The sequence below is a fragment of the Pseudomonas sp. HMSC066A08 genome, from assembly GCF_001813025.1.
Classification (GTDB): Bacteria; Pseudomonadota; Gammaproteobacteria; order Pseudomonadales; family Pseudomonadaceae; genus Pseudomonas; species Pseudomonas aeruginosa.
Map to the genome: position 1 here is coordinate 16132 of NZ_KV811279.1, position 20888 is coordinate 37019.

At 64.8% G+C, this 20888-nt stretch carries 17 protein-coding genes; 2 read left to right on the forward strand and 15 right to left on the reverse strand.

The genetic code is table 11. The annotated features are described in order from the left end of the window. The 13 genes from HMPREF2886_RS05570 to HMPREF2886_RS05630 all read right to left on the reverse strand — a co-directional run. Positions 1–1243, reverse strand: a 1243-nt coding sequence (locus tag HMPREF2886_RS05570; protein WP_177344443.1) for an efflux RND transporter permease subunit, incomplete at its 3' end; no start/stop codon positions are given. Between the two features lie 9 nt (positions 1244–1252). After that, positions 1253–2434, reverse strand: a complete 1182-nt coding sequence (locus HMPREF2886_RS05575; RefSeq protein WP_049875008.1) for an efflux RND transporter periplasmic adaptor subunit — start codon at positions 2432–2434, stop codon at positions 1253–1255. A gap of 253 nt (positions 2435–2687) precedes the next feature. Beyond that, the gene (locus HMPREF2886_RS05580; RefSeq protein WP_023095647.1) at positions 2688–4283 is read right to left on the reverse strand and encodes an ABC transporter ATP-binding protein; all 1596 of its coding nucleotides are present in this window, start codon (positions 4281–4283) and stop codon (positions 2688–2690) included. Then, entirely contained in the window at positions 4283–5308 is a 1026-nt protein-coding gene (locus HMPREF2886_RS05585) for an ABC transporter permease (RefSeq protein WP_023095648.1), read from the reverse strand. The genes HMPREF2886_RS05580 and HMPREF2886_RS05585 overlap by 1 nt, the downstream gene beginning before the upstream one ends. Continuing rightward, a complete protein-coding gene (locus tag HMPREF2886_RS05590) occupies positions 5308–6378 on the reverse strand; it encodes a microcin C ABC transporter permease YejB (RefSeq protein WP_023095649.1) in 1071 nt (356 codons plus the stop codon). The genes HMPREF2886_RS05585 and HMPREF2886_RS05590 overlap by 1 nt, the downstream gene beginning before the upstream one ends. After that, positions 6378–8303, reverse strand: a complete 1926-nt coding sequence (locus HMPREF2886_RS05595) for an extracellular solute-binding protein (RefSeq protein ID WP_023095650.1) — start codon at positions 8301–8303, stop codon at positions 6378–6380. Before HMPREF2886_RS05595 ends, HMPREF2886_RS05590 begins: the two co-directional genes overlap by 1 nt. Before the next feature lie 120 nt (positions 8304–8423). Further along, positions 8424–11117, reverse strand: coding sequence for a TonB-dependent receptor (locus HMPREF2886_RS05600; protein ID WP_023095651.1), 2694 nt, complete (start codon positions 11115–11117; stop codon positions 8424–8426). A 167-nt stretch (positions 11118–11284) separates the two neighbouring features. Then, a complete protein-coding gene (locus HMPREF2886_RS05605; RefSeq protein ID WP_023095652.1) occupies positions 11285–11686 on the reverse strand; it encodes an ExbD/TolR family protein in 402 nt (133 codons plus the stop codon). Position 11687: 1 nt separating this feature from the next. Then, positions 11688–12395 (reverse strand): MotA/TolQ/ExbB proton channel family protein, encoded by a 708-nt coding sequence (locus HMPREF2886_RS05610; protein WP_023095653.1) that lies wholly within the window; start codon positions 12393–12395, stop codon positions 11688–11690. A 45-nt stretch (positions 12396–12440) separates the two neighbouring features. After that, on the reverse strand, positions 12441–13244 hold the full coding sequence (locus HMPREF2886_RS05615) for an energy transducer TonB (RefSeq protein WP_023095654.1): 804 nt from the start codon (positions 13242–13244) through the stop codon (positions 12441–12443). Between the two features lie 788 nt (positions 13245–14032). Next, positions 14033–15859, reverse strand: coding sequence for an ABC transporter ATP-binding protein (locus tag HMPREF2886_RS05620; protein ID WP_023095655.1), 1827 nt, complete (start codon positions 15857–15859; stop codon positions 14033–14035). Between the two features lie 83 nt (positions 15860–15942). Next, on the reverse strand, positions 15943–17286 hold the full coding sequence (locus tag HMPREF2886_RS05625) for a metallopeptidase TldD-related protein (protein ID WP_023095656.1): 1344 nt from the start codon (positions 17284–17286) through the stop codon (positions 15943–15945). Further along, entirely contained in the window at positions 17283–18722 is a 1440-nt protein-coding gene (locus HMPREF2886_RS05630; RefSeq protein ID WP_023095657.1) for a TldD/PmbA family protein, read from the reverse strand. The genes HMPREF2886_RS05625 and HMPREF2886_RS05630 overlap by 4 nt, the downstream gene beginning before the upstream one ends. 480 nt (positions 18723–19202) lie before the next feature. On the opposite strand from HMPREF2886_RS05630, the gene HMPREF2886_RS32990 reads away from it, so the two are divergent. Further along, a complete protein-coding gene (locus HMPREF2886_RS32990; protein WP_071536826.1) occupies positions 19203–19415 on the forward strand; it encodes a class I SAM-dependent methyltransferase in 213 nt (70 codons plus the stop codon). A gap of 18 nt (positions 19416–19433) precedes the next feature. Here HMPREF2886_RS32990 and HMPREF2886_RS05635 read toward each other — a convergent pair whose 3' ends face one another. Both HMPREF2886_RS05635 and HMPREF2886_RS05640 read right to left on the reverse strand, forming a co-directional pair. Beyond that, on the reverse strand, positions 19434–20240 hold the full coding sequence (locus HMPREF2886_RS05635) for an SDR family oxidoreductase (protein ID WP_223819168.1): 807 nt from the start codon (positions 20238–20240) through the stop codon (positions 19434–19436). A 60-nt stretch (positions 20241–20300) separates the two neighbouring features. Beyond that, positions 20301–20735 carry a mercury resistance transcriptional regulator MerR gene (locus HMPREF2886_RS05640; protein WP_003131969.1) on the reverse strand — a complete coding sequence of 145 codons (435 nt, stop codon included), beginning with the start codon at positions 20733–20735 and terminating at the stop codon, positions 20301–20303. Between the two features lie 71 nt (positions 20736–20806). Between HMPREF2886_RS05640 and HMPREF2886_RS34215 the strand changes: the two genes are divergently transcribed. After that, positions 20807–20888 (forward strand): mercuric transporter MerT family protein (locus tag HMPREF2886_RS34215; protein ID WP_241150474.1); only part of this gene is annotated, 82 nt, incomplete at its 3' end.

Here is a 20888-nt window from a genome sequence, read left to right on the forward strand (position 1 = left end):
CGTTCTCCACCACCACGATGGCGTCGTCCACCAGGATACCGATGGCCAGCACCATGCCGAACAGGGTCAGCACATTGATCGAGAAGCCCAGCACCAGCATCGCGCCGCAGGTCCCGGCCAGGGCGATGGGCACCACCAGGCTGGGGATCAGGGTGGCGCGCCAGCTGCGCAGGAACGCCAGCATGACCAGGAACACCAGGGCCATGGCTTCGAGCAGGGTGTAGCCAACCTTGACGATGGACAGCCTGACGAAGTCCGAGGTGTCGAACGCGGTGCGGTAATGGATGCCCGCGGGGAACTGCGCGGCCAGCTCGGCCATGCGCGCCTTGATCGCCTCGGCGGTCTGCAGCGCATTGGCGCCCGGCGCCAGTTTCACCGAGATCGCCGCCGAATAGCGGCCGTCGACGAACGACGGATAGTCGTAGTTGTTGCCGCCCAGTTCCACCCGCGCCACGTCGGCCACGCGCAGCGCCGAACCGTCGGGGTTGACGCGCAGGGCGATCGCGCCGAAGGCCTGCGGCGTATCAAGGTCCTCGCCGACCATCAGCGGAGCGGTGAGCGCGGTGCCCGCGGGCGCCGGCAGGGTGCCGATGGCACCGAGGGTAATGCGCTGATTCTGCACCGCGATGGCATCCGCCAGTTCGCCGGTGGTGATGCCCATGGCGGTGAGTTTTTCCACATCAGGCCAGATGCGCATGGCGTATTCCGGGCTGTACACCTCCGCTTCGCCGACCCCGGGGATCCGCAGTAACGCCGGACGCACCTGGGTGGTGGCGAAGTCCCCGAGCTGGACGTCGTCCACCGTCGGGTTGTCGGCGTCGAGGGTGATGAACATCAGCTCGCTCTCGTCGCTCTGCTCCACCGAGATGCCCTGACGACGCAGGCTTTCCGGCAGGCGCTCCTCGACCCGCTTGATGCGGTTCTGCACCTCCACCGTGGCCAGCCGGGTGTCGGTGCCGGTGTCGAAGGCCAGGCCGATCTCGACTTGTCCCTCGGCGCTGCTGGAAGTGAAGTAGAGCAGGCCGGGAATGCCGGCGAGTTCGCGCTCGATCACCGCGGTGACGGTGCGCTCGGCGACCTCCGGCGAGGCGCCCGGGTAGCTGGCGTTGATGCCGACCCGCGGGGGGGCGACGTTGGGGTATTGCTCCACCGCCAGGTAGCGGGTGGCGACGCCGCCACCGAGCAGGATGAGAATGGCCACGACCCAGGCGAATACCGGGCGGTCGATGAAGAAAGCGGACATCCGCGCGCCTCAGTCCGAGCCGCCGACGCTGGCGTCGGCAGGCGTGGGTTTGGCTTCGACGGCCTGGCCCTGCGCCAGCGCCCCGCCTTCGAGGATCACCCGCTCACCGCCCACCAGCCCGTCGGTGACCCGCCACTGGCGCCCTTCCAGGCTGTCCGCGCGGACTTCCTGCTGGCGCGCATGGCCGTTGTCGTCGAGCATCACATAGGCGCCCTCGCGGGTCCGCGTCAGCGCCCGCAGCGGAATCAGCACCGCCCGGCCGGCGTCGGGCAGGGCGAGCTCGACCTGCACGTACATGCCCGGCAGCAGCAGGTGGTCGGGGTTGTCGAAGAGTGCGCGCATGGCCACGGTATCGGTTTTCGGATCGACCGCGGAGTCGGCGAACAGCAGCGTGCCGGTGAGCGCGTAGGCGCTGCCGTCGCCCAGGCGCAGGCTGACCCGGGCCGCCGCCGGGCCCTTGCCGCTGCCGGCGAGGCTGCGGCGCAGCGCCAGATAATCGCCCGCCGGCTGGGCGAAATTCACGTAGATCGGATCGATCTGTTCCACCGTGGTCAGCGGCGTTCCCTCGTCCTGGCCGACCAGCGCGCCCTCACTGACCAGCGCGCGGCGGGCGCGGCCGGCGATCGGCGTGGTGACGCTGGCATAGGCCAGGCGCAGGCGCGCGCTGCGCACCTTGGCCTCGGCGGATTGTTCCGCGGCGCGTGCCTGCTGTTCGGCGAACAGATCCTTGCGGTACTGCTGCGCACTGATGGAGTCATCCTCCATCAATTGCCGCGAGCGCCTTGCCACGTCCGCCGCGGCCTCGCGGGCGGCATGCGCCTGTGCTTGCTCCGCCTCGGCGGCGGACAGCTCGGCCTGCAGCGGTTCCGGAGCAATGCGGAACAGCAGGTCGCCAGCCTGCACCTCCTGCCCTTCGACATAGCTGCGCTGCTCGACGATGCCCTCGACCCGCGCGCGGATCTCGGCGGTGCGGTAGGCCTCCAGGCGTCCGGTCAACTGCACGCTGCGCGCCTGGGTCGAGGGCGTGGCGATGGCGATGTCCACGGCGATGGGCGTGTCGCCGACGGTTTGTGCCGTCGGCTCGGGTTTGCAGGCGCCAAGCAGCAGACCCGCGAGCAGGATCGCAGCGTGGCGCGCTCCGAGCCGGGGCGCGGCGTGTCGGTGCGAATGTCCGCCGGTGCGGGAGTGCATGTGGCTTTCCTTCAGGGCTAGCAAGCGCGAATCCATCATGTCGACGTCCATCCCCATCAACGCCTGGTGCGCTGGATGGGCTTCTAATTCCTTTCATGCCCGTTTCGCCGACCCGCTCCCGGGGCCGGCATGGCGCCGCGGCGGTGATGCCGAGGATACCGGCCGAGCCTGGCACGCGCAGGTTTCGCGCGCTGCGTCGGACCCGGAGCCGGGCGCTCGTCGAGCCGCCACACCCGCGCGGGTTTCACCGGCCCTACCCCGACAGCGAAACCAGAGGCCCCACCGAAGCCACCAGCAGTTCGCGGGTATAGGGATGCTGCGGCGCCGCGAAGATCTGCCGGGCTTCGCCCTGTTCCACCACCTTGCCGTCCTTGACCACGATCAGGTCGTGGGCCAGCGCCCGCACCACCGCGAGGTCGTGGCTGATGAACAGATAGGTCAGGCCGTGCACGGCCTGCAGGTTGCGCAGCAGGTCGACCACCTGTTTCTGCACGGTGCGGTCGAGCGCCGAGGTCGGCTCGTCGAGCAGGATGAGTTCCGGTTCCAGCACCAGCGCGCGGGCGATGGAGATGCGCTGGCGCTGGCCGCCGGAAAACTCGTGGGGATAGCGATGGCGGGTCTGCGGGTCCAGGCCGACCTCCTCGAGAACGCGGATCACCGCCGCCTCGCGTTCGTCCGCGGTGCCGACCCGGTGGATGTCCAGGCCCTCGCGGATGATCTGCTCCACCGACATGCGCGGGCTGAGGCTGCCGAACGGGTCCTGGAACACCACCTGCATATGGCGCCGCAAGGGGCGCATTCCATTGGCGTCGAGGCCGTCCAGGCGCTGCCCGTTGAAATGGATGCCGCCTTGGGAGCCGACCAGCCGCAGCATCGCCTGGCCCAGGGTCGACTTGCCCGAACCGGACTCGCCGACGATGCCCAGGGTACGCCCCCGCCGGAGTTCGAAGCTGATGCCGTCCACCGCCTTGACATAGTCGCGCCGGCGGCTGAACAGCGACTTGGGCAACGGGAACCAGACGCGGAGGTCGTCGGCCTGCAGCAGAACCTGCTCGCTGGCCGCGAGCATCGGCTCGCCATCCGGTTCGGCCTCGATGAGCATCCTGGTATAGGGATGCTGCGGCGAGGCGAACAACTGCTCGGCGCCGTTCTGCTCGACGATCGTGCCATGGCGCATCACGCAGACGCGCTGGGCGATGCGCCGTACCAGGTTGAGGTCATGGCTGATCAGCAGCAGCGACATGCCCAGGCGCTGCTGCAGGTCCTTGAGCAACAGCAGAATCTTCTGTTGCACGGTGACGTCCAGCGCCGTGGTGGGTTCGTCGGCGATCAGCAGCTCCGGTTCGTTGGCCAGCGCCATGGCGATCATCACCCGTTGCCGCTGCCCGCCGGAGAGTTGATGCGGGTAGGCCTGCAGCCGCCTGGCCGGCTCCTGGATGCCGACCAGTTCCAGCAATTCCAGCACCCGCGCGCGCATCGCCTTGCCGCGCAGGCCCTTGTGCAGGGTGAGCACCTCGCCGATCTGCCGTTCCACCGTGTGCAGCGGGTTCAGCGAGGTCATCGGCTCCTGGAAGATCATCGCAATGCGGTCGCCGCGCAGTTCGCGCAAACGTCCTTCGCTGGCCGCGACCAGATCTTCGCCGGCATAACGGATCTGTCCGGAGGTGCCGGTGATGGCTGCCGGCAGCAGGCGCAGGATGGAGTGTGCGGTGACCGACTTGCCGGAGCCGGACTCGCCGACCAGGGCCAGGCATTGGCCACGCGGAATGTCCAGGTCGATGCCATGCACCACTTCTTCGCCGGCGAAGGCGACGCGCAGATCGCGGATTTCGATCAGGTTTTCCTGCATCAGGCGGCCCTCGGGTCGAATGCATCGCGCACGGCTTCGCCGATGAACACCAACAGGCTGAGGATCAGCGCAAGGGTCAGGAACGCCGTGATGCCCAGCCAGGGCGCCTGCAGGTTCTGCTTGGCCTGCCAGGCCAGTTCGCCCAGCGAGGCGGTGCCGGCCGGCATGCCGAAACCAAGAAAATCCAGGGCGGTAAGCGTGGTGATCGCCCCGGTGAGAATGAACGGCACGTAGGTCATGGTGGAGGTCATGGCGTTAGGCAGGATGTGCCGCCACATCACCTTGCGGTCGGACAGGCCGAGCGCCTTGGCCGCCTTGACGTATTCCAGCGTGCGGCCACGCAGGAACTCGGCGCGTACCACGTCCACCAGCGGCATCCAGCTGAACAGCGCCATGATTCCGAGCAGCCACCAGAAGTTCGGCTCGACGAAACCGGAGAGGATGATCAGCAGGTAGAGCACCGGCAATCCCGACCAGACTTCCAGCAGGCGCTGCCCGATCAGGTCCACCTTGCCGCCGTAGTACCCCTGCACGGCACCGGCGGCAACGCCGATGACCACGCTGATGGCGGTCAGCACCAGGGCGAAGAGGATCGACACACGGGCACCGAACAGCACCCGCGCGGCGACGTCGCGCGCCTGGTCATCGGTACCCAGCCAGTTGCTCGACGAAGGGGCGCTTGGCGAAGGCACCTCGAGGTCGTAATTCACCGTGTCGTAGCTGAAAGCGATGGGCGGGAACAGCATCCAGCCGCCGTGGCCTTCGATGAGCCCGCGCACGTATTCGCTGCGGTAGTCCGGCTGGAAGGGGAGCTCTCCGCCGAAGCGGGTTTCCGAGTAATGCCTGAACACCGGAAAGTACAGCTCACCCTCATAGCTGATCAGCAGCGGCTTGTCGTTGGCGATCAGTTCGGCGCACAGGCACAGCGCCAGCAGCCCGCTGAACAGCCACAGCGACCACCAGCCGCGGCGGTTGGCCTTGAAGCGGTCGAAGCGCCGGCGGTTGATCGGGGAAAGTCGGGACATCAGGCGTTCCTCGCCGAAAAATCGATACGCGGGTCGAGCAGCGTGTAGCAGAGGTCGCCGAGGATTTTCACCAGCAAGCCGAACAGGGTGAAGATGAACAGCGAACCGAACACCACGGGGTAATCGCGCGACAGCGCCGCCTCGTAGCCCATCCGGCCGAGGCCGTCGAGGGAGAAGATCACCTCGATCAGCAACGAGCCGGCGAAGAACACCTCGATCAACGCCTGGGGAATCCCGGCGATCACCAGCAGCATGGCGTTGCGCAGCACGTGGCGGTACAGCACGCTGCGCTCGGTCAGACCCTTGGCGCGGGCGGTGACCACGTACTGTCGGCTGATTTCGTTGAGGAAGCTGTTCTTGGTCAGGATCGTGAGGGTGGCGAAGCCGCCGATCACCAGCGCCGTCACCGGCAGCGCCAGGTGCCAAAAGTAGTCGCCGATCTTGCCCAGCGGGCTGAGCTGATCGAAGTTTTCCGAAGTCAGGCCGACGGCGGGGAACCAGCTCAGGTAGCTGCCGCCGGCGAACACCACCAGCAACACCATGGCGAAGAGGAAGGCCGGCAGAGCGTAGCCGACGATGATCGCGCTGCTGGTCCAGACGTCGAAGGCGCTGCCGTTGCGCACTGCCTTGCGGATACCCAAGGGGATCGACACCAGGTAGGTCACCAGGGTCGCCCAGAAACCCAGCGACAGCGACACCGGCATTTTCTCCAGGATCAGATCGGTGACCGTGGCGCCGCGGAAGAAGCTGGTGCCGAAATCCAGCTGTGCATAGTTCTTCAGCATCAGCCAGAGGCGTTCGAGCGGCGGCTTGTCGAAACCGTACTGACGCTCGATCTCGGCGATCATCGCCGGATCCAGGCCGCGGCTGCCGCGCGAGCCGCTGGCCGATGCGGACGTGGATTCATGCGCGGCGTTGCCGGTGCCGTGGCTACCGAAGCCCTGCAGGCGGGCGATGGCCTGGTCCACCGGCCCACCGGGAGCGGCCTGGACGATGGCGAAGTTGATCACCAGGATGCACAGCAGGGTCGGAATGACCAGTAACAGGCGGCGAAGGATATAGCCCGGCATCAGTTTCGCTCCTTCAGGCGTGCGGCCATCTGTTCGTCGGTCAGGGCGGTGGGGCTGATTTCCCACCAGGTTTCCAGGCCGACGTCGTAGGCCGGCTCGACCTTCGGCCGACCGAAGCGGTTCCAGAACACCGTTGGCGTGCCCTCGGAGTAATAGTTGGGGATGCTGTAGTAGTTCCATTGCAGCACCCGGTCCAGCGCGCGGGCGTAATGCACCATGCGTTCGCGGCTGTCGGCGTTGACCAGCCCGTCGATCAGTTTGTCCACCGCCGGATCGCGCAGCACCATGGCGTTGGAGCTACCGACCTGGGTGGCGCTCTTCGAGCCGTAGATTTCGTAGAGATCGCGGCCCGGCGAGGGGTTGGGTACGCCGCTGCGCGGAAAGCCGGTGACGATCATGTCGTAGTCGCGGGCATTGGTCCGGTTGACGTACTGCGCGGTGTCGACCCGGCGCAATTCCAGGGTGATGCCGATCTGCGCCAGGGTGCGCTTCCACGGCAGCAGCATGCGGTCGAAGCCCTGGCCGTCGAGGAACAGGAAGCTCAGCGGCTCGCCCGCCGCGTTGACCAGGTGTTCGCCTTTTTCGTCCGGGTGCCAGCCGGCCTCGGCGAGGAGCTCCAGCGCCTGCAACTGCTTGTCGCGGATGAAGCCGCTGCCGTCGGTCTTCGGTGGCTGGTAGACCTGGCTGAAGACTTCCTCGGGCACCTGGCCGCGCAAGGGTTCGAGAATCGCCAGTTCCTCGGCGTCGGGCAGTTCGGTGGCGGCCATCTCGGTCTTCGGGAAGTAGCTCTGCTGGCGCATGTAGAAGTTGCGCATCATCTGCCGGTTGGTCCACTCGAAATCCCACAGCATGGAGATCGCCTGGCGCACGCGGCGGTCCTTGAACACCGGCTTGTCGAGGTTGAAGGCGAAACCCTGGGCGGCGAACGGCATGGCTTTGGCCAATATGGCCTTCTGCAGCCGGCCCTCGCGCAAGGCGGGGCTTTCGTAGCGCACGGCGAAGCCGGTGGCCGAGTATTCGCGGTTGTAGTCGTAGGCGCCGGCCAGCAGCAATTGGCGGGCTACCTCGATGTCGGCGAAGAACTCGACTTTGAGCGTGTCGAAGTTATAGAGCCCGCGGCTGACCGGCAGGTCCTTCGCCCACCAATCCTTGACCCGTTCGAAGGTCACGCTGCGCCCCGGCTCGACATGGCTGACACGGTAGGGGCCGCTGCCCAGCGGCGGCTCGTAACCGTTGCCGCTGGCGAAGTCGCGGGTCTTCCACCAGTGCTCGGGAAGAATCCGCATGCTCGCCAGATCCAGCGGCAGGCTGCGGTTGTCATTGGTCTTGAAGTCGAAGCGGACCTGCAGCGGGCCTTCCACGCTGACCTTAGCGACGTCGCCGTAGAGCTGCCGATAGCTCAGGCTGGCCTTGGTCATCAGGGTCTCGAAGGTGAACCTGACATCTTCGGCGCTGATCGGCTGGCCATCGTGGAAGCGCGCCTTGGGGTTGATGAAGAAGCGCACCCAGCGGTTGTCCGGGTCGCGCTCCATCTTCTCGGCGACCAATCCATAGACGCTGTAGGGTTCGTCCAGCGAGCGATAGGCCAGCGGCTCGTAGACCCAGGTATCGACCTGCGACACCCAGGTGGCCTTGTCCACGTAGGGCAGCAGGTAGGTGAAGCGGTCGGTTTCCTGGGACGAGCGGCGCAGCGAACCGCCCTTGGGCGCGTCAGGATTGACGTAGTCGAAATGTTTGAAATCGGCCGGGTATTTGGCCGGTTCGCCATATACGGTCATGGACGATTGCAGTTCGGCGCACAGGGCGCCGCCCGCGAAGAATGGCAATGCGCCGGCCAACAACAGTGGCAGTGCGCGCCGTGCGAAGGCGGTAGACAGGCGTCGCCGCAGGCAGTAGCGAGCGTTCGATGTTGGGCTTCGGGACATGGGTATCGTTCGTACTTGATGGGCAGTAAAAATCCCCGTGGCCAGGAGCCGGGAGCCACGGGGCGCGAGTACTCGCGAATAGTGCCAGGAGCCGGGGCTCATGAAGCCCCGGCACCGACATCAGAAGTGGTAGGTCATGCGACCGAACAGGACTCGGCCCAACGGATCGGTGTAGCGCGGGTCATAACCGGTCTGGAAGTTGTACGCCTGATTGCTGAACGGAGGGTTGCGGTCGAACATGTTCTTCAGACCGACGTCGATGTCCAGGGCCTTGTCGAAGGTATAGCCCGCCGACATGTCCCAAACCACGTAGGACGCCACGCGCTCGTTGCCATCGTCAGGGAATTGGTCGCGGTAGCTGCTGGTATAGCGATTGACCAGCGAAGCGCGCCAGGCGCCGTAGTTCCAGGTGCCAGTGAGGGTGTGCTTCCAGCGGGCGATCATACCGGTGCCCTGGAAGTCGCCCACGTTGTCGATGTACTCGCCGCCGATGGACTCCTGGTAATCGTAGCGATCCACGTAGGTGCCCTGCAGGCCGAGGCCGAAGGCACCGAAGGAGGTCATCGGGAAGCGGTAGTCGATGGACACGTCGACGCCGTTGGTCTTGACCTTGCCGAGGTTGGCCAGGCCGGTGACGATGTGGTCGATGGACCCGTCGGCGGCGCGGATGATGCGGTCGGCGTAGAGATCAGGGTTAGCCAGCACCGCGGACTCCGGGAACTCGGCGATCTGGTTGGAGATTTTGATCCACCAGAAGTCCAGCCCGACGGACAGGTCGCGCAGCGGCTGATAGACGAAGCCCAGGGTGACGTTGCGCGCGGTCTCCGGGTCCAGGTTCTGGTTGCCGCCGGTGGTATTGAGCAACTGCTGATCGCAGTCGCGTCCCGGGTTGCCGCCGGGCTGCGGGGTGCCGCCGGTGCAGAGTACGGGGTCGTTGTAATAGCCCTGGGTGAACGTGGTGTAGTTGGCGCTGTACAGCTCATACAGCGAGGGCGCGCGGAAGCCTTCGCTGTAAGCGCCGCGCACCACCAGCTCCTTGAGCGGCTGGAAGCGGAATGAATACTTCGGGTTGGTGGTGCTGCCGAAGTCGCTGTACTTGTCATGCCGGATCGCCGCGCCCAGTTCGAGGCTGTCCAGTACCGGCACGCTCAGCTCGGCGTACTGGGCGCGCACGCTGCGGTCGCCGGAGACGCTGGCGTTGGGGTCTACGCCCAGGCTGGAAAGATCGCCCGCCCACTGCTCGAAGTCCTGATGGAACTTCTCCTTGCGGTATTCGCCCCCCAGCGCCAGGCCGGCAGGACCGGCGCCGAACCAATCGCCGATCTCGCGGCTGATGCGGCCATCGAGGCCGCTGACCCGGCCGACCGCCGTCATGTAGTCACCGTGGTAGCGGGCCGCATCGATGTAGGCCTGGCCTTCCGGGGTCTGCGGGCCGAAGGGGTTGAGCAGGCCGCTCGCCAGGCCATCGATCATTGCCTGGTCGCTGACGTAGCCGCCGGTCACCGCACTGTTCACCTGGTTCTGGTTGTAGGTGGCACCAAGGTTGTAATCCCATCCGGAGACGTTGCCGTCGAAGCTCAGCAATACCCGCTGGCTGGTGTTCTGGTCTTTCGACTCTCGGGCACCGGCGGCGGTCTCGCGCCAGTTGAGGTCGATAGGCTGGCTGGGATCGAGAACGAATGAGGTTGGCAGCGGGGTAATGCCGTTGCCGGGGAAGTAGGGCGAGCTGGAGTCCAGGGTCAGCCCGGTGAGCGGAGCCGGGGCGATCGCCACGGCGTTGTTGTTGCGCGCCCAGAAATATTCGAGGTTGACGTTGTGGTCATCGGCCAGCTTGCCGGTGGCCTTGCCGAAGAACGAGGTTTTCTCGGTTTCCGGCAGCAGGTCGATGAAGTTGCGAGTGCTGAAACGGCAGACGTCGCCGCTGGCCACCTGGTTGGGACCGCTGCAGTTGCTGTCCGCCAGCGGATTGGTGTTGTTGCCATTCTGGCTGTAGTTGGCCGGGAAACCGGTACCGGAGGTGGACTCCAGACCACGTCCAGGGGCGTCCCGGGTGAAGGTCCGGTCGTTGGCGTCGAGGTTGCCCTGTTTCTGGTAGTTGAATACACCAAGGACGTTGAAGCGGTCCTCTTCCAGGTCACCGAAGCCCCAGCTGCCGCTGAAGTCATGACTGCTGCCGCCGCCACTGGCGTCGGGCATCTCGCCGCCGACGGAAAGCGTGCCGTCGGTCATGCTCTTCTTGGTGATGAAGTTGATTACCCCGCCGATGGCGTCGGTACCGTACAGCGCCGAGGCGCCGTCGCGGAGGATCTCGACGCGGTCGATGGCGGCGAAGGGAATGGTGTTGAGGTCCACCGCGGTGCCGTCGATGGCGTTGTTCGCCAGGCGCCGGCCGTTGAGCAGGATCAGCGTCTTGTTCGAGCCGATGCCGCGCATGTCGGCGAAGGTCGCGCCGCCCGTGGCCGAGCCCACCGAGCCGGCGGAGTTGGTGATCGACTGGCTACCGGTGATGCGCTGGATGATCTCGGCCGTGGTGGTCACGCCCTGCTGGCGCAGTTCGTCGGTGCGCAGGATGGTCACCGGCACCGCGGTTTCGGCATCCGCCCGGCGGATCGCCGAGCCGGTGACTTCCACGCGGTCCAACTGGGTGGTGGGCGCAGCCACGGCCGCCGCCGAGGTTTCCTCTTCGGCGCTCACCGCCTGGGCGTGTGCCAGTGACGGGGCACCGAAGGCCAGCAGGCACAGGGGAACCAGACGACAGCGCTGGATCGCGGTGGCCAGGCGGTGAGGTGCGAACTTCTGAATGTTGGCTTTCATTTTGGTTCCTCATCAATGAGGCAGGGTGGTTATGGCTTTATAGGCCGCCAGTCGCTCCGGTCGGGTTGTGCCTCCCCGGGGTGCTACATCTTCTTTTTGCGGGCAAGCAGAGCCCGTTGCCCTCCACGCCGAGGCGTGGACGGCCGTTTCACCGCACTGATCGGTAGCTAGCGAGAGGTCATCACGGAAATCTTGGTGATTCCGGAACGCTCGATGGAGGCCATGGCCTTGGCCACCTGACCATAATTGACCCCCTCATCGGCTTGCAGTTGAACGCGGACCTCCGGGTCCTTGAGCTTGACGTCCCCCAGGCTCTTCTCCAGCAGGTCTACCTCCACCTGCGACTTGTCCAGGTAGAACTTGCCATCCTGGTCGACGCTTACCACCACCGGGTCTTTCTGTTCGGCCGGGGCCACGGCGTCGGTCTTCGGCAGGTTGATCTTGATCGCATTGGTCATCAGCGGTGTGGTGACGATGAACACCACCAGCAACACCAGCATCACGTCTACCAGAGGCGTGACATTCATCTCGCTGAGGACTTCGTCGCTATCTTGGGTCGAGAAGGACATGTCAGCTGGCCTCGCGCATGGCTTGGGTGGACTGGGAAATCGGCTGCCGGCTCAGCATGAAGGAACTGCGCTGGGCGAGACTTTCGAAGTCGTGGGCGAAGTCGTCCATATACGCGGTGGCGAGCTTCAGACGGCGCAGGAAGAAGTTGTAGATCAGCACCGCGGGCACCGCGACGGCGATACCCACGCCGGTAGCGATCAGCGCATGGCCGATGGGGCCGGCGACCGTGTCGAGGCTGGCATTGCCGCTGGCGCCGATCGATTGCAGCGCCTCCATGATCCCCCACACGGTACCGAACAGGCCGATGAAGGGCGAAGTGCTGCCAATACTGGCAAGGATCGCCAGGCCGGCTTCCAGCGAACGGCGCTCCTTCTGGATCTGCTGGCGCAGGTTGCGCTCCAGGCGATCCGCGCGATTGATGGTCTGCGCCAGTTGCTGGGTATTGCGCGGCGGTTCGCCGGCTACGGTCATGGCCTCGAACCCGGAGTTGGCGATGCGTGCCAGCGCACCGGGGTATTGCGCGGCATGTTCGGCGGCAGTAAGCAGGTCGGGAGCGTTCCAGAAGGCCTTCTGGAACTGCTTGTTCTGCGACTTCTGCTGTACCGACTGGGCGCCCTTGATCAGCAACAGCGCCCAACTGATGACGGAGAAGACAATCAGCGCCCAGAGCACGCCGGGGACGATAAGGGATGTGAGTGTTTCGTTCATGGCGATACCTCTAAATCGGTCGAGCTGTTCGGTGGATGAGGGATGTCAATTCGGCACTTTGAAATCGATGGTCTGGTCAGCGAAGCCCTCGATGGGCGTGTCACCCCGCTTGGCCGGGACGAACTTCCACCCCTTCACTGCTTCCACCGCGGCATCGTCCAGCTGCTTCCTGCCACTGGAGCGGGTCACCTCGACACTGCCGGCGCGACCGTTGGGCAGCACGCGGATGCGCAACACCACGCGGCCTTCCCAGCCACGGCGCAGCGCCAGCGACGGGTACTCCGGCGGCGGATTGCCAAGGCTCGCCAGACCGGATATCGCCGCGCTTTCCTTCACCGGCGCGGCGGGCGCAGGCGCTGCGGGCGGTGTCGGCGCAGGCGGTGCTGGCGTCGGTGCCGGAGCCGGTGGTGCCGGTGGCGCAGGTTTCGGCGGCGCCGGTTTCGGCACGGGCTTGGGTTTCGGCTTGGGTTTCTCCACCGGCTTGGGTGCAGGCTTGGGCGCCTCCTCCTGAACCGGTGGTTCAGGTTCCGGCGCGGGTTCCGGCGGCGGTGGCTCCGGAGGCGGCGGTGGCGGTGGCGGCTCCGGGGTCGGCGGTGCGGGGGGTGCGGGACTGGCGAACTCGATGACCATTTCCGGAACCTTCGGCGGGATCTCGACCGGTGCCGGCGTGGCGTTGATCAGCCACCAGAGCCCGCCATGGAACACCACGGAGAGGCTGGCGAGCAGTATCAGTTGCCGTTTCGAAAGCGCGGGCGCCGAGGCGTTTGCTTGGAAAAAGGCCGGGGTGGCCGCCTTGCCGCCAGGTTCTGAAACATCGTCCAGTAGCTTGTGGGGTGCCGCATTGCCCATCGATACAGCCTCGCGTTATGTACAGGCAATAAACTCTGACGAGTCAGGATGCTGGTTAATAAACGGCAGCCTTAGCCGCTCCCCGAAGAAACGGGGCACAGCGTCGAGCCTATGGAACTGAACTTCCGCCTCGATCGTCACGAAGAGGAACCACGGATGTTTGGTATCGAATTGGAAAAAATCATTGCCTGACCAAAGTTGAACATCGTGAGCATTTCCATACAGAAAATTTGCAATGCACGTGCCAGATCCTGACATGGGCGACGACTTGCACATTTGCGCAGGAAAGCCGCGTTTTGGTCACTTCTATGTAACTCTCTTATAGCCATGCGACGCACTAATGAGCGCTGCTGCGAATCGGTTGCACTGCACGGCGAGCGCCTGCTCCATTATTGTGCGGGAGGGCCAAAAGCGGTCATTTATTGGCGAAAAAAAAGCAGGAATGTGCATGTTGCCCATCGATATATAGCGTTATCGTCGAATTTTATGGCTTTTGCCCTCAATCAGACATTTTCAGCCAGACATCAGGCCCGACGCGCGGCGTAAAGACCGATGGCGGTTATGGGGGCATATACGCCCAACAGGCTACGGACACGAGGGCGTCCGAGTTATGCCTCTCGGGATGGGAGTCAGAGCGAGGAAACTACCGGCGGGGAAAGAAAAAACCGACTTGTACGGCGGTTAACAATAGTTGAGACCTAGCAAAGCTAGCTTTCATGACAGGATTAAAAAGTTGTCGACAATATACAACCTCATCTTTATGACGTTGATTGTGTTTATCCCCCCCATCACGCCTCGCTGGAGGCTTCGATATCCCGCACTTCTTCGTTGAAGTGTCCATCGACCTGATGCGTCCATAGACTGTGGTAGATGCCACCGCGCTCCAGCAATGACTGATGAGTCCCGTCCTCCACGAGGCGGCCCTGGTCGAACACCAGGATCCGATCGAGGTGAGCGACGGTGGACAGTCGATGGGCAACCACCAGTACGGTTTTCTCGCCCATGATCTCGTCGAGACTTTCCTGGATCAGTCGTTCGGTTTCCGAGTCCAGGCTGGAAGTGGCTTCGTCCATGACTAATATTGGCGCGTTCTTCAGCAGGACCCGGGCGATGGCGATACGTTGGCGCTGGCCGCCGGAGAGCTTTACCCCGCGCTCACCGACCAGCGACTCGTAGCCGTGCTCCATGCGTTCGATGAACTCGTGCGCGTGGGCACGTCTCGCGGCGCGCACGATATGTTCGTCGGCAGCCTCCGGCGCACCGTAGCCGATGTTCTCCCGCAGGGTGCGATGGAATAATCCGGGCTCCTGGGGAATGAGGCCGATCTGCCGGTGCAGCGACGCCTGGGTCAGCTCGCGAATATCCCGGCCGTCGATGAGAACGGCGCCGCCTTGCGGGTCATACAGCCTGAGCAGCAGGTTGAGCAGAGTGGACTTTCCCGATCCGGAGAAGCCGACGACGCCGACCCGCTGCCCGGCGGCGATCTTCAGGTTGAGGCCGGCGAACACCGGTCTTGCGGCCTGGTAGCCGAAGGTGAGGTCGCGGAACTCTATTTCGCCCCGTGAAAACCGGAGGTCGTCGCGCGCGTCCGCGCGGTCCGGCAGTTCGTGCGGACGTATCAGCGTACGCACGCTGTTCTCGATATTGCCGCTGGACTCGAAGAAATGCAGGAACTGATAGCTCAGGGACTTGGCGTTGGAAACAATCAATAGCCCGAGGCTCGCGGTCATGACGAAGGCCGCCACGTCGATGGTTCCGCGCTGCCATAGCAGCAACGCGATGACCACCAGTCCGATGCGCAGCAGCAGCGCCATGCCGTCCTGCAGCCAGCGGATTCGCTCCATGAAAAGGAACGAGCGACGCGCAGCCTGACGTTCGCTGCTCATGAAGCGATCGAGGTATTGCTGCTCATAATCGCCGCGGGCGAAATAGCGGATGTTGTTGAGATTGGTGACCGCGTCGACGATCTTGCCGGATGTAAGGCTACGCGCCTCGGCATGCAGCCGGGCGAATTCCTGGGCGCGCCGCGCCAGCACATAGGAGAGACCGACGTAGACCAGCGTCCAGGCCAACAGGCTCATGCCCAGCCAAAGCGAGGCGAGGCTCATCAGGATCAGCCCGCCGACCAGGGTGACCAGGATCGGCAGAAACTCGACCATCAGCATCCAGCTGACTTCCAGGACACCGACGGCCGCCTCGCTGATGCGCTGAGCCAGGCTACCGGCGAAATGTTCGCTGAAATAGCGGTGCGAATGTTTCTGCAGATAGGCGAACAGATCGGCAGTGATGCGTTGTTTCTGCCGTGGCCGGACGAAGATCATGCACAGGCTCATGCTACGTGAAAGCAGCATCTCGCCCGCGGCGAGGGACGCCATCAACAGCAGCGCCGGCATGCTGGCGGAAAGAATGTCGGCATCCTTCCACAGGCCTTCGCTCACCGCGCCGGTGATCTTGCCGATGGCATAGGGAATCAGCGTGGTGCACAGCGCGGCGCCGAACTCCAGGCCGATCATCAGCAGGCTCCAGCCGAGAAACAGCCGCGTGTAGTGCCAGACGAACCCTCGCGAGGTGGTCGGCATGGCTTCGGCGGGAGTGATGTGGGTGTGGGTGCTCATTTCGATCCTTTTCAGTTCACCGGCTTGCAACCTGGGATGAGACGGCCGTCGGTGTGCCGCCGCGGCCATCGATCAGCCCGGCGCTACAAGGTGAGGGTGAAGCGATTGGTGAGTGCGCCAGGCAGCCGCATCGACGCGGTCCGGCGCTCGCCATAGGTACTCGCCGAGACGATCAGCTCGCGCTCTTTGGTCAGTGCCAACAGGTGTTCGCCGAGAAAATCGTAAAGGCTGTCATCGAAGCGCATGCTGGCTACCGGCGCCTGGATTTCCCCGTTTTCCACCCAGAAGGTGGCGAAGCGGGTCAATCCGGTCAGGCGCGCGGCGGCTACGTCGGACTGATTCACGTACCAGAGGTTACCGATGTAGAGGCCGCTCCCCAGCGTCTCGAGGACCTCGATGGAGGGCAGCGTTCCGGCGCCCATGAGCAAGGCTTCCGGGGTTTCCGAAGAGGTGCTGCCATTGCTGCGCAGGCCGTATTCGCGGGCACTGCGGAAACCGGTGAGCTGCCCCACCAGGCGTCCGCGCTCGATCAGTTTGATGTTCTCGCGTTGCGCGCCCTCGTCGGTGAAGGCCGGGCTCGGCGAGCCGCTGATACGCTCATCAAGATCGATCAGCGGACTCAGTGCCGCCTGGCCGCTGGCCAATTGCTGCAGCACACTTTTCTTGGTATGGATGCCGCGGGCGGAGAACCCGTCGTAACTGACATAGGCAAGCAGTTCTTCCAGCGCCGCCGGCGCGAGATAGGTACGGTACGCCCCGGGACTCAGTTGGCGCGCCGGGCGGCTCAGGTGCTGCAATTGCAGGCGAGCCGAGTCCATGCGCTGGAGGAACGCCTCGGCATTCCAGGTCGGCCCGGCGAGCATCGACTTGACCGCCCGGCCGGACGCGTCGAACAGGCTCCAGTCGAAATTGCAGCTGCTCGCCGCATGCCAGCCGAAGGCCCCGCAGGAATTGCTGAATCCGCGGAACAGCGGGCCATTGGCGTAGATACCGACCAGGTCGCTACCGTCCGCGCCCGCGGTTATCTGAGCGATGACCTCTTCGGCGTCCGGGGGGAGCGCAATGGAAGAAGACTCGCTGCGCCAATCCTCGGCATTGAACAGCAGGTAGGGATCTGCCGGCAGGTGCTCCAGCAGGTCGCGCAGTTGCTGCCGTGCGTCCGCCAGGCGACGGCGGTCCTCCTCGCGCTCGCCGCAGAGGGTCACCGTATAGCTGGCGTGACGCTCTGCGCGGAACAGCTCCAGGGTCGCACTGGCCTGTTGCGCATGGCCGGCCTGGCGCACCCGGGCGCGATTGAAACGGACGAAGTCGGAGGCTTCGGCGCTGTAGCACAGGGTAAATTCCTCGCCGGCGAGCCGTGTGCTGCGCAACCATCGGCTGAGGGACTCGAAATGCTCGGCGGCAACGCCCGGATTCGACAGGCTCATTGCACACCCCCGAACACCGCGACGTCGGAGAATACGCAGGCCGGAGACGCATGCCCCACCCGCACCGCTTGATTAGGTTCGCCCTTGCCGCAGTTGGCCGTGCCGAGTACCTGATGGGTGGAGGAGTCGCCGACGGCACTAAGGCTGCGCCAGAACTGTGCCGAGATACCGCGATAGTTCGGGTTCTTCACCACGGCCCCCAGCTCGCCACCCTCGATCAATTGCCCCCATTCGCAACCGAACTGGAATTTGTTGCGGGCATCGTCGATCGACCAGGAGCGGTTGGTGGCCATCAGTACGCCGCGCTCGATACCGCCGATCAGCTGCTCCAGGGTTTGCTCGCCGGGTTCGACGTTGAGGTTAGCCATGCGGTCGATGGGCGGCCGATTCCAGCTGCAGGCGCGGCTGCTGGCAGCGCCGGCGAGCCCGCTGCGCCGCTGGGAAAGGGCGCCCCCCAGCGGGTGCTTGAGGATGCCCTGCTCGATGATCAGGACCTTCTCGGCCGGCGTGCCATCGTCGTCGAAGGCGTAGCTGGCCAGTTGCTCGGGAAGCTGCGGATCGAAGCTGACGTTGAGCAGGGGCGATCCATAGACCCGGTGGCCGAAATCTTCCGCCTTGATGAAGCTGGTGCCGGCATAGTTGCGTTCGTCGCCAAGGATACGGTCCATTTCCAGCGGGTGACCGATGGACTCGTGGATCTGCAGGACCATCTGGTCCGGCAGTAACAGCAGATCACGGGCACCACTGGGCGTGTTCGGCGCCAGTAACAGTTGCAGGGCCTCGTCGGCGATCTTCGTCGCGCACCCGCTGAAGCCGCTGCGGGCAACCACGTCCAAACCGCCCTGCTGTGCATAGGCACCGCCGTGCAGCGTGCGGGTCTGGCTGTCATCGCCGTCGTAGGCAGTGACGGACATTCCCGGATAAACGAAGCGCTGGGCGCTGCGCAGTTGCGCGCCGACACTGTTGAGGTAGATCTGCTCCACCTCCTCGATCGCCAGCGACGCCATCCAATGGACGATGCGTTCGTCGTCCGGCACCGCGGCGGACTCGCCGCGCAATAGCTCGAGGCATTCGCGCAGCGGCACAGGTGCCTCCTGGTAAGCCGGAGACAGGTAATCGCGTCGTGCGCTGGAAAGCGCAGGCAACTGTTTGAGCAGTGGCCGGCATGCACTGCCGCGGGCGAGTCGCTCGGCGCGCTCGAGCGCCTGCTGCAAGCCGCTCTGGCTCAGATCGGAAGTGGCCGCATAGGCCTCGATACCCGCCAAACGCACGCTCAGCATGACCCCCTGGTCGAGCGTCAGGCGCGGGGGTGAAGGAATGTTCCTGACCACCTCGAACTTCTGCGACGCTTGCCTGACGTGGCGCAGGGACCAGAAGTCGGCGGTACTGCGAAGCGCTTCGAAACGCTGCTGGAGCAGGGGGAAAATATCGAACATCGATTCGTATCCTTATCGCGCCCACCCTTGTGAGGCGGAGCGCGCACTGTTTGGCCCGCTTTTGGCTGAGCTCGAAGACAGGGGTGTAGCGTGTCAATGGATGAAGCGGGTAGCGCCCACTCAGTGACCGGCCTAGCTGGCAGCAATGCCCATGCCAATTCCTGACAACGGCGACAACAACCTGGCTCTATCAGCAAAAAAATGGCGTTTCCGTCGAGGTTCTGTAGGTTTGTTATACACAGGCGACTATGCCCACCACCCTCGGCGGGCTCGGATGGACCGCCGGCGCACGGCCCCTGCGCCACCTTGGAGCGATGCCGAGCAGCCTGGGTGTGTGGCATACCGGGATAGACTGGACCCTCCGGGCGTTCACTCAGCATCGTCGGCGGGGAGTGATGGCCCGCCTCTGCGGCGGACGTCCTTGGGCTTGAAAGGGACAGGTTTCCTTACCTGGAAAACCAAGCCACGCAACCGTTCGAGGTGGTCTTCCTCGACCCGCCCGTCCACCAGAGCCTGCTGCAGACCAGCTGCGAACTGCTGGAAGACCGCAGGCGGCGTGCCGAACGCGCCTGGGTCTACACCGAAAGCGAAGGCGCCCGTCAGGCCTGCCGATGCAGGCCAGGCGCCTGCACCGCGAGAAGAGCGCCGGCCAGGTGCATGACGCGCTCTGGGAGCGCGGCTAGCGGCCCCTGAAGGCTGGCCGAGACGGCCTTAACGGCTCAGCCAGCGCATCACCAGCCGGTTCATCCACGGCGGCGACAGCTGCCCGGCCCAGTAGAGCGCCTTGAACTGCCCGCCTATCGGCCGGTGCACGGCATCGCAGGTGGTGTGCCGCCAGGCCGCCTCGGCGATCGTCTCCGGGCCCATGCGCAATCCCAGCCGACGCAGCACCTGCGGCTCGAAGGTCTGCCGGGTGACCATCGGCGTGCGCACGAAGGGTGGCATCAGGTCAGCGACACGAATGCCGTGTGGCCGCCACTCCAGCTCCAGCGCCTCGGTCAACCCGCGCACGGCGAATTTCGACGCCGAATAGCTGGCCATCTGGGGCACGCCGTAGAGCCCGGACGCGGAGCCCATGTTCAACACCTGCGCCCCCGGCGTTCGCCGCAAGTGGGGAAACGCCGCATGGCAACAGTTGATCAGCCCCTCCACGTTGATCGCGACGATGCGCCCGTGCTCCTCGGCGGTGATCTCGGCGAAGGCGCCGAAACGCAGAATCCCGGCGCAGTTGAACAACATGCGCAGGTGGCCGCCACAGGCTTCGGCGAACGCGTCCAGCGCCGCGTTCACCGCCGGCCGGTCCAGCACATCCAGTTCGGCGTGCCATGCGTCCTCCAGCTCCCCGGCCAGAGCGGCCAGCGCCGCGCCATCGCGATCGAGCAAGCCGACGCGCCAGCCGCGGGCGTGGAACAGTCGCGCCGTGGCGGCGCCGATACCGGAGGCGGCGCCGGTAATGAGGATACTGTTCGCCCCTGGCGCGACGAAACGCGCCACCTCGTCCAGCGCCCGGTCGGCCACCGCCAGCACGTCGGCATGCGCCTGGAAGGGGTCGTCTCAGAAAACGGAAAATAAAGCACGCTAAGGCATAGCCGAACCTGCCAAGCTTGCTCCACCCTGTAGTGACGCGATCAGCGGGCAGGAAACGTTCCCCCTTCGCGCATGGCAGGCGCACACCAACTCAGACAGCACGGCCTCCATGCGCGCCAGGTCAGCCATTTTCTCGCGCACGTCCTTGAGCTTGTGCTCGGCCAGACTGCTGGCTTCCTCGCAATGGGTGCCATCCTCCAGCCGCAGCAGCTCGGCGATCTCATCCAGGCTGAAGCCCAGCCGCTGGGCTGATTTCACGAAGCGCACCCGCGTTACATCCGCCTCGCCATAGCGGCGGATGCTGCCATAGGGCTTGTCAGGCTCCAGCAACAAGCCCTTGCGCTGATAGAAACGGATGGTCTCCACATTGACCCCGGCCGCCTTGGCGAAAACGCCAATGGTCAGGTTCTCCAAATTGTTTTCCATATCGCTTGACTCCGTACATGAGTACGGAAGTAAGGTTACGCTATCCAATTTCAATTCGAAAGGACAAGCGCATGTCTGAACCAAAAACCGGGCGCGGCGCGCTCTTCACTGGAGGGCTTGCCGCCATCCTCGCCTCGGCTTGCTGCCTCGGGC